The sequence below is a fragment of the Staphylococcus parequorum genome (assembly GCF_039237145.1).
Classification (GTDB): Bacteria; Bacillota; Bacilli; order Staphylococcales; family Staphylococcaceae; genus Staphylococcus; species Staphylococcus equorum_A.
Genome location: NZ_CP150682.1, coordinates 273,185 through 288,110 on the forward strand (window position 1 = coordinate 273,185; position 14,926 = coordinate 288,110).

The 14,926-nt window shown below is 36.2% G+C and carries 11 protein-coding genes and 2 tRNA genes; 12 read left to right on the plus strand and 1 reads right to left on the minus strand.

What is annotated here, in order from left to right; genetic code table 11:
- Window positions 1-9: 9 nt before the first annotated feature.
- From AAA453_RS01280 to AAA453_RS01295, 4 genes are all read left to right on the plus strand, one after another.
- Complete coding sequence (locus tag AAA453_RS01280) at window positions 10-1,944, plus strand: DHH family phosphoesterase (protein ID WP_427705687.1); 1,935 nt, start codon at window positions 10-12, stop codon at window positions 1,942-1,944.
- Window positions 1,941-2,387 carry a 50S ribosomal protein L9 gene (gene rplI / locus AAA453_RS01285; RefSeq protein WP_057511524.1) on the plus strand — a complete coding sequence of 149 codons (447 nt, stop codon included), beginning with the start codon at window positions 1,941-1,943 and terminating at the stop codon, window positions 2,385-2,387. Before AAA453_RS01280 ends, rplI begins: the two co-directional genes overlap by 4 nt.
- Window positions 2,388-2,417: 30 nt before the next feature.
- Window positions 2,418-3,821 carry a replicative DNA helicase gene (dnaB, locus tag AAA453_RS01290; protein ID WP_069817312.1) on the plus strand — a complete coding sequence of 468 codons (1,404 nt, stop codon included), beginning with the start codon at window positions 2,418-2,420 and terminating at the stop codon, window positions 3,819-3,821.
- Between the two features lie 289 nt (window positions 3,822-4,110).
- Window positions 4,111-5,394, plus strand: a complete 1,284-nt coding sequence (locus AAA453_RS01295) for an adenylosuccinate synthase (protein WP_069817310.1) — start codon at window positions 4,111-4,113, stop codon at window positions 5,392-5,394.
- Window positions 5,395-5,502: 108 nt separating this feature from the next.
- On the opposite strand, the gene AAA453_RS01300 is transcribed toward AAA453_RS01295, so the two are convergent.
- Window positions 5,503-6,717 carry a macrolide family glycosyltransferase gene (locus tag AAA453_RS01300; RefSeq protein WP_427705689.1) on the minus strand — a complete coding sequence of 405 codons (1,215 nt, stop codon included), beginning with the start codon at window positions 6,715-6,717 and terminating at the stop codon, window positions 5,503-5,505.
- Window positions 6,718-7,004: 287 nt separating this feature from the next.
- Here AAA453_RS01300 and AAA453_RS01305 point away from each other — a divergent pair.
- The 8 genes from AAA453_RS01305 to AAA453_RS01340 all read left to right on the plus strand — a co-directional run bounded on the left by AAA453_RS01305 (window position 7,005) and on the right by AAA453_RS01340 (window position 14,711).
- A tRNA-Glu gene (locus tag AAA453_RS01305) sits at window positions 7,005-7,079 on the plus strand.
- Window positions 7,080-7,086: 7 nt separating this feature from the next.
- Window positions 7,087-7,159, plus strand: a tRNA-Asp gene (locus tag AAA453_RS01310).
- Window positions 7,160-7,400: 241 nt separating this feature from the next.
- Complete coding sequence (locus tag AAA453_RS01315) at window positions 7,401-7,850, plus strand: MarR family winged helix-turn-helix transcriptional regulator (RefSeq protein WP_427705691.1); 450 nt, start codon at window positions 7,401-7,403, stop codon at window positions 7,848-7,850.
- Window positions 7,851-8,220: 370 nt separating this feature from the next.
- Window positions 8,221-9,627: a DHA2 family efflux MFS transporter permease subunit gene (locus AAA453_RS01320; protein ID WP_427705693.1), complete on the plus strand. Its 1,407-nt coding sequence runs from the start codon at window positions 8,221-8,223 to the stop codon at window positions 9,625-9,627.
- Window positions 9,628-10,053: 426 nt separating this feature from the next.
- Window positions 10,054-10,755, plus strand: coding sequence for a response regulator YycF (gene yycF, locus AAA453_RS01325; protein WP_002506236.1), 702 nt, complete (start codon window positions 10,054-10,056; stop codon window positions 10,753-10,755).
- A 13-nt stretch (window positions 10,756-10,768) separates the two neighbouring features.
- A complete protein-coding gene (walK, locus tag AAA453_RS01330) occupies window positions 10,769-12,601 on the plus strand; it encodes a cell wall metabolism sensor histidine kinase WalK (protein WP_069817302.1) in 1,833 nt (610 codons plus the stop codon).
- Window positions 12,591-13,931, plus strand: a complete 1,341-nt coding sequence (locus tag AAA453_RS01335) for a YycH family regulatory protein (RefSeq protein ID WP_427705695.1) — start codon at window positions 12,591-12,593, stop codon at window positions 13,929-13,931. Before walK ends, AAA453_RS01335 begins: the two co-directional genes overlap by 11 nt.
- The gene (locus AAA453_RS01340; protein WP_427705697.1) at window positions 13,932-14,711 is read left to right on the plus strand and encodes a two-component system regulatory protein YycI; all 780 of its coding nucleotides are present in this window, start codon (window positions 13,932-13,934) and stop codon (window positions 14,709-14,711) included. It begins immediately after the preceding gene.
- Window positions 14,712-14,926 lie beyond the last annotated feature (215 nt).

The window sequence follows — 14,926 nt, forward strand, 5'->3', positions numbered from 1 at the left end:
GGTGGAAAAATGAATCGTCAATCCACTAAAAAAGCCTTGCTCTTGCCATTTATCATAATGGCGCTCACAGCAATTGCGCTTGTTGTAATATGGTTCGTTTTCAACCAAATTATGGCAGGCATCGCTGCGATTGTCTTAGTGGTTATAATTATAGGGACAGTATTTTTGGTAAGACAAGCTTTACAAAAACTAGATAGCTATGTAGATGATCTGAGTGGTCATATTTCTGAAGGTAGCAACATCGCAATTAAGAATTTACCTATTGGGATGATTATCTTAGACGAAAATGAAAACATAGAGTGGATGAACCATTTTATGTCGGAACGATTAGATCGTAATGTCATTTCCGACCCAGTAAACGAAGTATATCCTAATATCTTAAAGCAATTAGAAAAAACACAAGAAATTGAAATTAAAGAAAATGAATACCATTATCGTGTTCGCTATTCTGAAAAAGAACATGTTTTATACTTCTTTGATATTACAGAAGAAATTCAGACGCAAGAATTATATGAAGAATCTAAACCGATTATCATGACACTATTCTTAGATAACTACGATGAAATCACTCAAAATATGAACGATACACAAAAATCAGAAATCAACTCTATGGTTACACGTGTAATCAGTAGATGGGCAACAGAATATAACATTTATTTCAAACGTTATAGTTCTGATCAATTTGTGGCGTACTTGAATCAACGTATTTTAAGTCAGCTCCGTGAAAAGAGTGTTGGTTACCGTGCCCAACTTACATTAAGTGTTGGTGTCGGTGAAGGTTCTGAAAATCTCGTCGACCTGGGTGAACTTTCTCAGTCAGGCTTAGATTTAGCGCTCGGTCGTGGTGGCGACCAAGTAGCGATTAAGAGCATGAATGGTAATGTACGCTTCTATGGCGGTAAGACTGACCCAATGGAGAAACGCACACGTGTAAGAGCACGAGTGATTTCACATGCTTTAAAAGATATCTTGATGGAAGGCGACAAAGTAATCATTATGGGACATACACGTCCTGATTTAGATGCAATCGGTGCAGCAATTGGTGTATCCCGTTTTGCAATGATGAATAATTTAGATGCCTACATTGTATTAAATGAATCAGATATCGATCCAACGTTACGTCGTGTCATGGATGCAGTAAATGAAAAGCCAGAACTAAAAGATCGTTTCATTACTTCAGATGAAGCATGGGATATTATGACATCTAAGACTACATTAGTCATCGTAGATACGCATAAACCTGAAATGGTCATTGATGAAAATATTTTAAATAAAGCAAACCGTAAAGTCGTGATTGATCATCATAGACGTGGTGAAAGCTTTATCTCTAGTCCATTGCTTATATATATGGAACCTTATGCAAGTTCGACAGCTGAACTTGTTACAGAATTACTAGAGTATCAACCGACAGAACAACGTCTGACACGTTTAGAATCAACAGTTATGTTTGCTGGTATCATCGTAGATACACGTAACTTTACATTGCGTACAGGGTCTAGAACATTTGATGCCGCAAGTTATTTACGTGCACATGGTGCCGATACGATATTGACTCAGCATTTCTTGAAAGATGATCTTGATACGTATATCAATCGTACTGAGTTGATTCAAACGGTGAAACTGCAAGAGAATGGGGTAGCAATTGCCCATGGCTCTAATGACAAAATCTATCATCCTGTTACAGTTGCACAAGCTGCCGATGAACTGTTAAGTTTAGATGGTGTAGAGGCTTCATATGTAATAGCGAGACGAGAAGATAATCTCATAGGTATGTCTGCCCGCTCACTTGGTGCAGTTAATGTGCAATTAACGATGGAAGCACTTGGCGGTGGCGGTCATTTAACAAATGCAGCTACACAAATGAAAGATGTGACTGTCGATGAAGCAATCGAAAAATTACAACAAGCTATAACAGAACAAATGAGTAGGAGTGAAAATTCATGAAAGTAATATTCACACAAGATGTAAAAGGTAAAGGTAAAAAAGGCGAAGTTAAAGATGTACCAGTAGGTTATGCAAATAACTTCTTAATAAAGAAAAATTATGCGGTGGAAGCAACACCAGGTAACTTAAAACAATTAGAACAAAAAAATAAAGCAGTTGAAGCTGAGCGTCAACAACAAATTGAAGACGCTAAACAATTGAAAGAACAATTAAGTAATATTGAAGTCGAAGTATCTGCTAAAACAGGTGAAGGCGGCAAATTATTTGGTTCAGTAAGTACAAAGCAAATCACGCAAGCATTACAAAAACAACACGACATCAAGATTGATAAACGTAAAATGGACTTACCAAATGGTATCCATGCATTGGGTTACACAAACGTGCCAGTTAAATTAGACAAAGAAGTCGAAGGTACTATTCGTGTACACACAGTTGAACAATAATAACGGATTGAGATATGAGGTGTAATCGTAATGGATGGAATGTATGAACAAAATCAAATGCCACACAGTAATGAGGCTGAGCAGTCTGTCTTAGGTGCCATTATCATAGATCCAGAATTGATCAACACAACTCAGGAAGTATTACTTCCTGAGTCCTTTTATAGAGGTGCACATCAACACATCTTTAGAGCCATGATGAACCTCAACGAAGACAACAAAGATATTGACGTGGTAACAATCATGGATCAATTGTCACAAGAAGGACGATTGAATGAAGCGGGTGGTCCACAATATCTAGCTGAACTATCTAGTAATGTGCCAACCACACGTAATATTCAGTACTATACAGAAATCGTGTTTAAACACGCAACCAAGCGTAAATTAATACAAACAGCTGATAGTATTGCGAATGATGGTTACAATGATGAACTGGAACTAGATGTAATACTAAACGACGCGGAACGTCGCATATTAGAATTATCATCCACACGTGAAAGTGATGGATTCAAAGACATTAGAGACGTACTTGGTGAAGTATACGAGACGGCAGAATTATTAGATCAAAACAGTGGTCAGACACCAGGTATTCCTTCAGGTTATCGTGATTTAGACCAGATGACAGCAGGGTTTAACCGTAATGATTTGATTATTTTAGCTGCTCGTCCTTCTGTAGGTAAGACTGCCTTCGCGCTTAATATTGCGCAGAAAGTAGCTACAAATGAACGTAATTATTCAGTTGGTATCTTCTCGCTTGAGATGGGTGCTGACCAATTAGCGACACGTATGATTTGTAGTTCGGGCAACGTCGATTCCAACCGATTAAGAACAGGTGCAATGACTGAAGAAGACTGGAATCGTTTTACAATTGCAGTAGGTAAATTATCGCGTACGAAGATATTTATTGATGATACACCAGGTATCCGTATTACAGATATTCGTTCGAAATGTCGCCGCTTGAAACAAGAGCACGGCCTAGACATGATAGTGATCGACTATCTACAATTAATTTCAGGTAGTGGTTCACGTTTTTCAGACAACAGACAACAAGAAGTTTCTGAGATTTCTCGTACATTAAAAGCAATTGCCAGAGAACTTGAGTGTCCCGTAATCGCACTAAGTCAGCTATCACGTGGCGTTGAACAACGTCAGGACAAACGACCAATGATGAGTGATATACGTGAATCTGGTTCGATTGAGCAAGATGCCGATATCGTTGCCTTCCTTTATCGTGATGATTATTACAATCAAGGCGAAGATGAAGAAGACGATGATGACACGAACTATGAACCACAAACGAATGATGATAATGGTGATATCGAAATTATTATTGCCAAACAACGTAACGGTCCTACAGGAACTGTGAAGCTTCACTTTATGAAACAATATAATAAGTTTACAGATATAGATTATGCCCATGCAGATATGATGGGTTAGAAAAAAGATAAAATTAATTTTTCCGTACAATAATACAAACTTTTGTTTTATTGTACGGTTTTTGTTTGTATTTTATTCTTGAATCATAATGTAAGTATGTATCTTTTTTTAATGTAAAATACAATGAAAACATTGGTGTTACTATGTTTATCACATTTATTGGAGCGTTTGAATATTGATGAGAATTAGAAAAATGACGAAAAATCAATGTTCGATTTTTGTTTGCAATATCGTTGTGGTATTGGTAGAATACTCATTGGTTAATTGAGAAAAACTTGGAGGTGCTCATATGTCATCAATAGTAGTCGTTGGGACACAATGGGGAGACGAAGGTAAAGGTAAAATTACGGATTTTCTAGCAGAACAAGCAGATGTTATTGCACGTTTTTCAGGCGGTAATAATGCGGGCCACACAATTATATTTGGTGGAGAAACTTATAAATTGCACTTAGTACCATCTGGTATTTTTTATAAAGAAAAATTATCAGTGATTGGTAATGGTGTAGTCGTAGATCCAGTTGCACTATTAAAAGAATTAGATGCTTTAAATGAACGAGGTATTTCAACAGATAATTTACGTATTTCTAATCGTGCACAAGTTATTTTACCTTATCACTTAAAACAAGATGAATATGAAGAAGAACGCCGTGGAGACAATAAAATTGGCACAACGAAAAAAGGTATCGGCCCAGCTTATGTAGATAAAGCGCAACGTATCGGTATCCGTGTGGCAGATTTATTGGACAAAGAAACATTTGCACAATTATTAAAAAATAACATTGAATATAAAAATGATTACTTCAAAGGTATGTTTGGTAAAGCATGCCCAACTTTTGATGAAATCTTTGAAACATATTACGCTGCAGGGCAACGTATCGCACCTTTCGTAGTAGACACTGCTAAAGTATTAGATGATGCCTTTGTAGCAGAAGAAAAAGTATTATTTGAAGGTGCTCAAGGCGTTATGTTAGACCTTGATCACGGTACATACCCATATGTAACTTCAAGTAACCCAGTAGCAGGTAACGTTACTGTAGGTGGCGGTGTTGGTCCAACATTCGTATCTAAAGTTATCGGTGTATGTAAAGCATATACATCTCGTGTAGGTGATGGTCCTTTCCCAACAGAACTATTCGATGAAGATGGTCACCATATCCGTGAAGTTGGCCGTGAATACGGTACAACAACTGGTCGTCCACGCCGCATCGGTTGGTTTGACTCAGTCGTATTACGTCATTCTCGTCGTGCAAGTGGTATCACAGACTTATCAATCAACTCTATTGATGTATTGACTGGTCTTAAAGAAGTGAAAATTTGTACAGCTTATGAATTAGACGGCGTAGAAATTACTGAATACCCAGCAAACTTGAAAGACTTAAATCGTTGTAAACCAATCTTTGAAACACTACCAGGTTGGACTGAAGATATTACAGGTTGTCGTTCATTAGAAGAATTACCTTCAAATGCACGTAGATATTTAGAACGTATTTCTGAGCTATGTGATGTGAAGATTTCAATCTTCTCAGTAGGTCCAGACCGTAATCAAACAAACTTATTAAAATCTTTATGGTAGGAAAGTAATACCAAGTTAGGCTGCTAATCTAATGATGAAAAAATACCTTGTAGCGTTCACCATTAAGGGTGCGTCTACAAGGTATTTTTATTTATAAATAATTGTTATTTAATTGAATTGGCAAACTTTATTGCGAAAAGCGAGTATTTGATCTACTGCATATGCATAACCCGCTTCATCGACAGATTGCACGTTTTTTACTTTTTCGATATGTCTTTGATAATACATTTGATTTTCTAACATTTCTGATACAGCACAGTTTAATTGTTCAGGCGTAATGGTCTCAGCATCAATGTGATGACCTAAATTTAAGTCTGCAATCTGTTTAGCTACCATAGGTTGGTCTGCGCTCTGTGGGAAGGCTAGCATTGGCACATTCATCATCATAGCCTCGTTCGTGCTATTCATGCCCGCATGTGTTAAGAATAACGCTGTATGCTGTAATAACTCAGTTTGTGGTACATAATTTTTAATTATAAAATTATCCGGTACTTCATCGAAATCGTTGAGATGGTTTGTTTCACCGATAGAAACAACGACTGATGCGTTGATGTCTGCTAATGCTTTAAAACATTTATTGAAAAAAGCGATATTTTGATTAAAAATAGTTCCTAAAGAAATGTAAATGATTGGTCGTGTTTGATCAATGTCATCCATAAATCCAGAGGGTTGCGGTTGAATGACTGAAGGACCAGTAAAGACATAACGTTGCGCATCAAACAGGTCATAATTCATTTGGAAACCTTTCATTACATAACATAAGTTAAAATCTCCAGGATTATTCATCACTTCAAAGCGTGAGGGCACCTCAACGTTATATGTAGATTCAAGATGTTGTTTCAATTCATTAAATGTTTCATCTGCTTGTTTAATTTCATTGGCATCAACCATTGTTGTTAATTTTTCTGTAAATGCATTAAAACTTTGTTTACTATGTGCAAATGATGTAATAGAAGATATTGAAGGGATATTTAATTTTTGCGCAATGATATGACCACAACTAAACATAGAATCGTGAATCATATAATCATAATGCTCATCTTTCGTTTCTTCTAAAATTTGAGGCACAATGATATCCGCAGTTTTCAATAAACCGTTCATTACATTATATAAATGATGTTGACCATAAGATCTAAAACGATCGAGTATAGCATCAGTAGGTAACGTGCGTACTTCTACACCTGTACCAGCTAATTTCTCTTTATATTTATCGCATATATAATAAACGACGTTTTCACCGCGTTCAACGAGTTCTTTACATACTGCAATAGTTGGATTAAAATGTCCGGGTGATCCTGAGTTGATAAATAATACGTTTGCCAAGGATAAGCCTCCTAATATATTTTATTACACAAGTTTAGCAAAAAGTTTTGAAAACAAAAAAGATTTTAAGTTGAATAGTTTTGTTTTAAAATATAAATTATTTACATGGCATTGAATCAATTTGAAGTTTTTTGCATTTTCATTAATGGCTTTATAGCAGTTTTTTCAAAATAAATCTTTAAATACTAACTTTATACAATTAATATAGAAAATTATACTAATAAAATTAAAAAAAGAGCTTGTCTTCCTTCTAGAGACTTGGTATAATTTAACTTGTGCTTAAGACAGGCTCCTTGGTCAAGCGGTTAAGACACCGCCCTTTCACGGCGGTAACACGGGTTCGAGTCCCGTAGGAGTCACCATTTTTTAGGTCTCGTAGTGTAGCGGTTAACACGCCTGCCTGTCACGCAGGAGATCGCGGGTTCGATTCCCGTCGAGACCGTATAATGCCCATCCAATAGGATGGGCATTTTTTGTTATCATTATCATTTGATTATACTAGTGTTATTACATATAGAAGCTATAAAATGAGCTTAATTTGAATTTGATAAAAAAATTGCTTATGATAAATGAGCATATGGTAGACCAATATCAATATTCAGCATAAACATAACGAGATGTCCCAGTGACGATGAGCATTTATTGGCATAGCATCATATGAAATTAATGTGAGGAGTGTAAGTATGGCAAATGATAAAAGTATAGAGGGATTGGATCTCATAGATTTAATTAGTGAACGTCACAGTGCGCTTAGACAAACCTTGGAATCCACAACTTCAGAGCAAATACAAGATGTTCACTTCAGCAGCTCAGAATGGTATCTGATTGATAAAATCAATTATGAGAAACCAACTTTTGCCGAACTTACTAGAAAAATTCATCTTACACGCCAAGCTATTCATAAAGCGATTAAACAATTAGAGCACAAAGGTGTCGTTCAAGTTGAAGCTGTGCCCAACAATAAAAAAGAAAAATGCGTAAACTTAACTACATTAGGTCTGCAGTGTTTTGAACAGTATGTAGAACATAAATTACAACTCGTTGCGCATATAGAAACAATGATTGGTAGTACACAGTTAGAGCAACTTAAACAAGTACTAAAGCAAGATTGGCGTTTAGAAGATATTGAATAAATAGATACTTAGGTGTCAGACAACAGAAGCAATTGTTTGATGCTTAATTTTTTCGAAAATAAATTTGTCAACTGGGTTGACATTTTTTCAGAAAATTTGGTACAGTAAGTAAGTTCATATTGAGCGGACGTTGTTTGTTGTCATCATGATTTAAATTATTTCCTGGGTGATACTAAACCGATGTTCAATTTATATAGACTAAAATGAAATGGAAATATAGGAATAAGTAGTAAAGCGTGGAGATGAATTTAATAAAATGAGCGACAAAGCACGATTGCTATACACTTGAATATGTACTTCAAGGTAACACTCACTTTATTATCTCTTAATTATACTTATACTTCGTTTACCATAAAAAGGAGTATATCAAATGGCAACACAAGTAATAGTGAAAAATCCAAAAATGTACGCACTCGTATTAATGATTGGTGGATTTATGGGTCTGTTTAGTGAAACAGCATTAAATATGGCTTTAACAGATATCATGGCTGATTTTCAAGTTTCAGCAGCAACTGTACAATGGTTAACAACAGGTTATTTACTCGTCATGGCTTGTTTAGTTCCTGCATCTTCGTATTTAATCAAATGGTTTAATACAAAGTCTCTAGTCATTACAGGCATATTATTATCTTTATTAGGCGTCATCGTAGGCGCACTTGCACCTAACTTTGGTTTGTTATTATTAGGACGTATTATACAAGCATTAGGTACAGGTATTTTGTTACCGATTATGATGACCGTACTGATGTTAATCTTCCCAATTGAAAAACGTGGTGCAGTGATGGGTATTATGGGACTTGTTATCACAGCAGGTCCAGCACTTGGGCCGACGTTATCAGGTATTATTATTTCAGCATCAAGTTGGCACTTCATCTTCTGGATTAGCGCAATTTTATATATTGTCGTATTATTGATGGCATTTTCACATGTTGAAAATGTTGGTGAAATTACGAAACCTAGAATTGATATTTTATCGATTTTCTTATCGACGATTGGTTTTGCAGGTCTTGTATTCTCACTAAGTTCAATGGCAGAAGCGGCGTTTACAGATGTAATCGTTTGGTTACCATTATTGATTGGTCTCATTGGATTAGCAATCTTCATCGTGCGTCAGTTTAAAATCGATTCACCGATGCTTAACCTAAGCGTATTTAAGTACCCAATGTTTATATTAGGTGCGGCAATGGTGTTCATAACGATTTTATGTATATTATCTACAGGTATTTTATTACCACTCTATCTAAAAGGTGCGCTATTATTTAGTTCTGCTGTCGCTGGTTTAATCTTATTACCAGGTAACGCCGTGAACTTAGTATTGTCACCAGTTATAGGCTCGTTATTTGATCGCTTCGGCGCGAGATACTTTGGTATTATAGGCTTCGTACTTATGTTTATCTCAGCAATCTCATTTGCGTTCATGATTTCAGCGTCTACACCTGTATGGGCAATCATTCTCGCATTCATGGTGCTATTCTTTGGTATATCCATGGTTATGATGCCAGCACAAACCAACGCTTTAAATCAGTTGCCACATCAACTTTATGCAGATGGTTCAGCAACGATTACGACATTAATTCAAGTAGGCGGTTCTGCTGGTACAGCGATTGCCATTACAATTTATACAACGGCAATGAAGTCATTCGGTTCAACTAACCCAAATGCTGCACAAGAAGTTGTACTAGCACATGGTGTCCAATATACCTTCTTCTTTATAGTAGGTTTAACGATAATTGGATTTATACTGTCTCTATTTGTTAAAAAAACGAAAACAATCTAAAAATAATAAGTGATACATATAAATAAGCGACGCATACATGTAGAAATTAGAGCGAATGAATCATTATTCGCTGTAATCTGAATACATGACCCGTTACTTCATATATGTATCACTTTTTTTGATTTTGGTATGGATGATGTATGCGTATTACATGCTTCTTAAAATGGAGCTTAAATGTAGGCTGTATATGGGTTATAGGCAAGAAGTTCGATTGATACGCTGATATTGTTTACACTTGATGCATCTATGATTTATCGATAAGTACCCATTTAATACGAACAATGTTATAATTTTACAATATACAAATATAATTTTCTATTTAGAAAAATAGAATTAATAGGTTATAAATGGTAAATTATACTAGAGAGAAAGACGTAGAATTTTTAAAAATGAACGTACTACAATTTAGAAATGAGGTTTATAAATATGGCTAGAAAAGTTGTTGTAGTCGATGATGAAAAACCAATTGCTGATATTTTAGAATTTAACCTAAAAAAAGAAGGTTACGAAGTATTTTGTGCTTACGACGGTGACGATGCAGTTGATTTAATATATGAAGAAGAACCCGACATCGTGTTATTAGACATTATGTTACCAGGACGTGACGGCATGGAAGTATGTCGTGAAGTACGTAAAAAATTCGAAATGCCGATTATTATGCTTACAGCAAAAGACTCAGAAATTGATAAAGTATTAGGTCTTGAGCTTGGCGCAGATGATTATGTAACAAAACCGTTTAGTACACGCGAATTAATTGCACGTGTGAAAGCAAACTTACGTCGTCATTATTCACAACCAGCACAAGAAGTAGATAATGCATCCAATGAAATTTCTATTAAAGACATTGTTATTTATCCAGATGCATACTCTATCAAAAAACGTGGTGGGGAAATTGACTTAACACACCGTGAATTCGAATTATTCCATTACTTATCTAAACATATGGGTCAAGTAATGACACGTGAACATTTATTGCAAACTGTTTGGGGTTATGACTATTTTGGTGACGTGCGTACAGTAGACGTAACAATTCGACGCTTACGTGAAAAAATCGAAGATGATCCATCTCATCCAGAATATATAGTAACTCGTCGTGGCGTTGGATATTTCCTCCAACAACATGACTAGGGGACGCTTATAAATGAAATGGCTTAAATATTTTCAGTCTTTACACACGAAACTTGTTATTGTCTATGTGTTGCTCATTGTAATCGGTATGCAAATTATCGGTTTATATTTTACCAATAGTCTAGAAAAAGAATTAACACAAACATTTAAAAATAATATTTCGCAATACGCGAAACAAATCGAAATTAATATAGAAAAAGTCTATGACGAAGACAATTCGGTTAATGCTCAAAAAGAAGTTCAAAACTTATTAAATGAGTATGCGAATAGACAAGAAATAGAAGAAATCCGCTTTATTGATAAAGATCAGATTATTATGGCCACTTCAAAGCAGTCTACGCGTAGTCTAATAAATCAAAAAGCAAACGATAACTCTATCCAAAAAGCTTTATCTTTAGGCGAAATTAATAGCCATACCGTGTTAAAAGATTACGGTAACGGCAAACAACGTGTATGGGTATATAACTTACCAGTTAAAACATCGAACGACGGAACAATAGGTAACGTCTATATCGAAGCGGATATTAACGATGTATTTAAACAACTTAGCAGCATCAACCAAATCTTTATCGTGGGTACAGGGATTTCCTTATTAATTACTGTCATCCTTGGTTTCTTCATTGCGCGTACGATTACGAAACCTATTACAGATATGCGTAACCAAGCCGCAGAGATGTCTAAAGGTAACTATACGCAACGCGTAAAAATATACGGTAACGATGAGATTGGTGAGCTGGCACTTGCCTTTAATAATCTATCGAAACGTGTACAAGAAGCACAAGCGAATACCGAAAGTGAGAAACGTCGTTTAGACTCAGTTATCACACATATGAGTGATGGTATTATTGCGACCGATCGCCGTGGTCGTGTACGTATTGTTAACGATATGGCATTGACGATGATGGGCTCACTAAAAGAAGATATTATCGGAGACTACATGTTAAACGTCCTTAAATTAGAGGAAGAATTCTCTTTAGATGAAATTCAAGAGAATAATGATAGTTTCTTATTAGATATTAATGAAAACGAAGGTATTATTGCACGTGTGAACTTTAGTACAATCGTTCAAGAAACAGGATTTGTGACAGGTTACATTGCCGTACTACATGACGTTACAGAGCAACAACAAGTAGAACGTGAACGTCGTGAGTTCGTAGCAAATGTTTCACATGAATTACGTACACCACTGACATCTATGAACAGCTACATCGAAGCGTTAGAAAGCGGTGCTTGGGAAGATAAAGAACTTGCACCACAATTCCTATCCGTAACACGTGAAGAAACAGAACGTATGATACGTCTCGTAAATGACCTCTTACAATTATCTAAAATGGATAACGAATCCGATCAAATTACGAAAGAAATCATAGACTTTAATATGTTTATTAACAAAATTATTAACCGTCACGAAATGTCCGATAAAGAAACGACATTTGTCCGTGAAATTCCTAATAATACGATTTTCACAGAAATCGATCCAGACAAAATGACACAAGTATTTGATAATGTCATTACCAATGCGATGAAGTATTCTCGCGGCGATAAACGTGTAGAGTTTCACGTGAAACAGAACGCGTTATACAATCGTATGACGATACGTGTGAAAGATAATGGTATTGGTATTCCAATCAATAAAGTAGATAAAATCTTTGACCGTTTCTACCGTGTGGATAAAGCACGTACGCGTAAAATGGGTGGTACAGGTTTAGGCTTAGCCATTTCCAAAGAAATTGTTGAAGCACATAATGGTCGCATTTGGGCAAACAGTGTAGAAGGACAAGGCACATCAATCTTCATTACACTGCCATGTGAAGTACTAGAAGATGGTGATTGGGATGCGGAGTAAAGAGTTAATCAAATCCATCATCCTATACCTTTTAGTATTAATGAGTGTTGTGCTGACATACATGACGTGGAACTTTTCACCAGACTTAGCGAGCGTAGATCAACAAGATAGTAGCAATAAAGATGCAAAAGCAAATACGATAGGTAAACCGCTCGAGCAAGGCATGAGTAAAGTTGTTGCCCCTTATCAAGTCATTCACTCTAATGGTGAAGATACAGAAGGTATGGAAGCAACACGTGGCAACGTCGAAGAGACGATTAGTCCCTTGAAAAACCAACGTGTATTACATGCCGAACAAATGCATAGTAATCATAATTTGATTATTCCAGACTTAAGCGATGAATTTTTAGTACTGGATTTCAGTTATGACATGCCACTAGCAACCTATTTAGGCCAAGTATTAAACATCGATGCCAAAGTACCAAATAACTTTAAATTCGACCGTTTATTAATTGATGACAATCAAGATGGCAAAGTTAAACTCTATGCTGTTAGTAAAGATCGTCATAATGTCGTACGTATGACGACGACGGCGAAGATCAGTTCATTGGCTAAACAAATGAAAGAACAACAGAAAAGTATGAAGCCATATACAGAGATTATTACCAATAAAGATACCATCGATAAGGCTACGCATATCTTTGCACCGAAGGCACCTAAAGGTTTAAAATCATACCACACGATTTATAATCGCATTAGTGTCGATACGATGAATTCTATACTCTTCAATGACTCTGTAGTCGTACGTAGCACGAAAAGCGGTACAGCGACATACAATAACAACACCGGCGTCGCCAACTACAGTGAAGATAATGAAAAATATCGTTACACGAATCTCTCAGAAGATGAGGATCGTTCAACAAACATGCAAGACAGTATTCCAAGTACTTATGATTACATCAACAATCATGGTGGCTTTACAGACGATTACAGACTGTTCAGCACAGATAATAAAGGCGGCGAACTAACATATCAAATGTTCTTAAACGGCCGTCCAACCTTCAATGATGACGACTTGAATAATATTAAAGTCTCATGGAGCGACAAAGGCGTCTTCAGCTATGCACGTGCATTGTTAAAATCAAATGTCACGATAGATAGCGGGGAAGATGAAATAGATTTACCAGGTGCTGAAACAGTCCGTTCAGAACTGGCAAATAATCCTGAAATCGACTTTGAAGAAGTAACAAACATGACGATTGGATACAACATGGAACATAAAGATGATGGTAGCGACATCGAAATTCAACGTAATAGTGAATTCAAACCACAATGGCATGTAGAGTATAAAGGCGAATGGCATGCATACAACGATGGGGGGCTAGAATAAATGAACTGGAAACGCGCAAAAACATTATTTATTATCGTATTTATTCTAGTCAACATTAGCCTGATTATTATCTACGTGGATAAAGTGAATAAATCACAAATTAGCGATAGTGAAGACGAAAATGCAGTGAATTTTAAACAAGAAGAAATTAAAATTCCAGAAAACCTCCCAAGTGTGAATGGTTTGAAAATGCAATTACTGACAGCAAGATCGAATGACTTCTCATCTTATGCGAAGACACGTCCAAGTATTACGAGCGAGCATTCAGGCGCAGTAGCCAAAGGCGATATTAGTGACCCAATTAACATCAGTAATGATCAATTCACCGACCTTAAATCGTATGTCAAAGGCAGCGTCTATAAAGGTGAAGACTACGAAATGAGCCATATTGATGATGAAAAAGTTACATTTGAACAAACATATAATGATTATCCAATTATGAATAATAGTAGAGCGAAATTGGAATTTAACGTTGAAAATGGCAAAGCTTCAAGTTATGAACAAACTGCTATGAAATCTATCGAGCCTTCAGAAGGTACGAATAACGATAAAAAGCAAGTGAACACAGCGCGAAGTGCCATCGAGGACCTTTACTATAATCGTTATCTCAAACGCAATGACGAAGTAACCAATGCAAGACTGGGCTACTATACTGTTGTTAAAGAGCCGAACGTTCAAGTGCTTGAAGCCAATTGGGAAATCAAAGTAAAACACGGCGACAAGATTAAAACATATTATGTCGAAGCCGTAGCAGACAGTCCGAAAATTATTGAAGAATAATCTTGTGGATAACTGTGGATAAGTTGAGAATGAAATTAAAACGCACACCCTTTTGAGTAAGGTGTGCTCAAACTGCCAACAAAGTCTCCGACTTTGTTGGCAGTTTTTTTATGCACGCTTTCCGCGGAAACTGCCTTAGCCTGTAGCTTCGACTCGTGTTGTTTCCTCAGGTGTCTCGCCAAAAATTTTTACAAGTCACGCATCATTATTAAATA

Coding starts and splice junctions, on each gene's coding strand:
- AAA453_RS01280 (WP_427705687.1), top strand. CDS start 10: ATGAATCGTCAATCCACTAAAAAAGCCTTGCTCTTGCCATTTATCATA.
- rplI (WP_057511524.1), top strand. CDS start 1,941: ATGAAAGTAATATTCACACAAGATGTAAAAGGTAAAGGTAAAAAAGGC.
- dnaB (WP_069817312.1), top strand. CDS start 2,418: ATGGATGGAATGTATGAACAAAATCAAATGCCACACAGTAATGAGGCT.
- AAA453_RS01295 (WP_069817310.1), top strand. CDS start 4,111: ATGTCATCAATAGTAGTCGTTGGGACACAATGGGGAGACGAAGGTAAA.
- AAA453_RS01315 (WP_427705691.1), top strand. CDS start 7,401: ATGGCAAATGATAAAAGTATAGAGGGATTGGATCTCATAGATTTAATT.
- AAA453_RS01320 (WP_427705693.1), top strand. CDS start 8,221: ATGGCAACACAAGTAATAGTGAAAAATCCAAAAATGTACGCACTCGTA.
- yycF (WP_002506236.1), top strand. CDS start 10,054: ATGGCTAGAAAAGTTGTTGTAGTCGATGATGAAAAACCAATTGCTGAT.
- walK (WP_069817302.1), top strand. CDS start 10,769: ATGAAATGGCTTAAATATTTTCAGTCTTTACACACGAAACTTGTTATT.
- AAA453_RS01335 (WP_427705695.1), top strand. CDS start 12,591: ATGCGGAGTAAAGAGTTAATCAAATCCATCATCCTATACCTTTTAGTA.
- AAA453_RS01340 (WP_427705697.1), top strand. CDS start 13,932: ATGAACTGGAAACGCGCAAAAACATTATTTATTATCGTATTTATTCTA.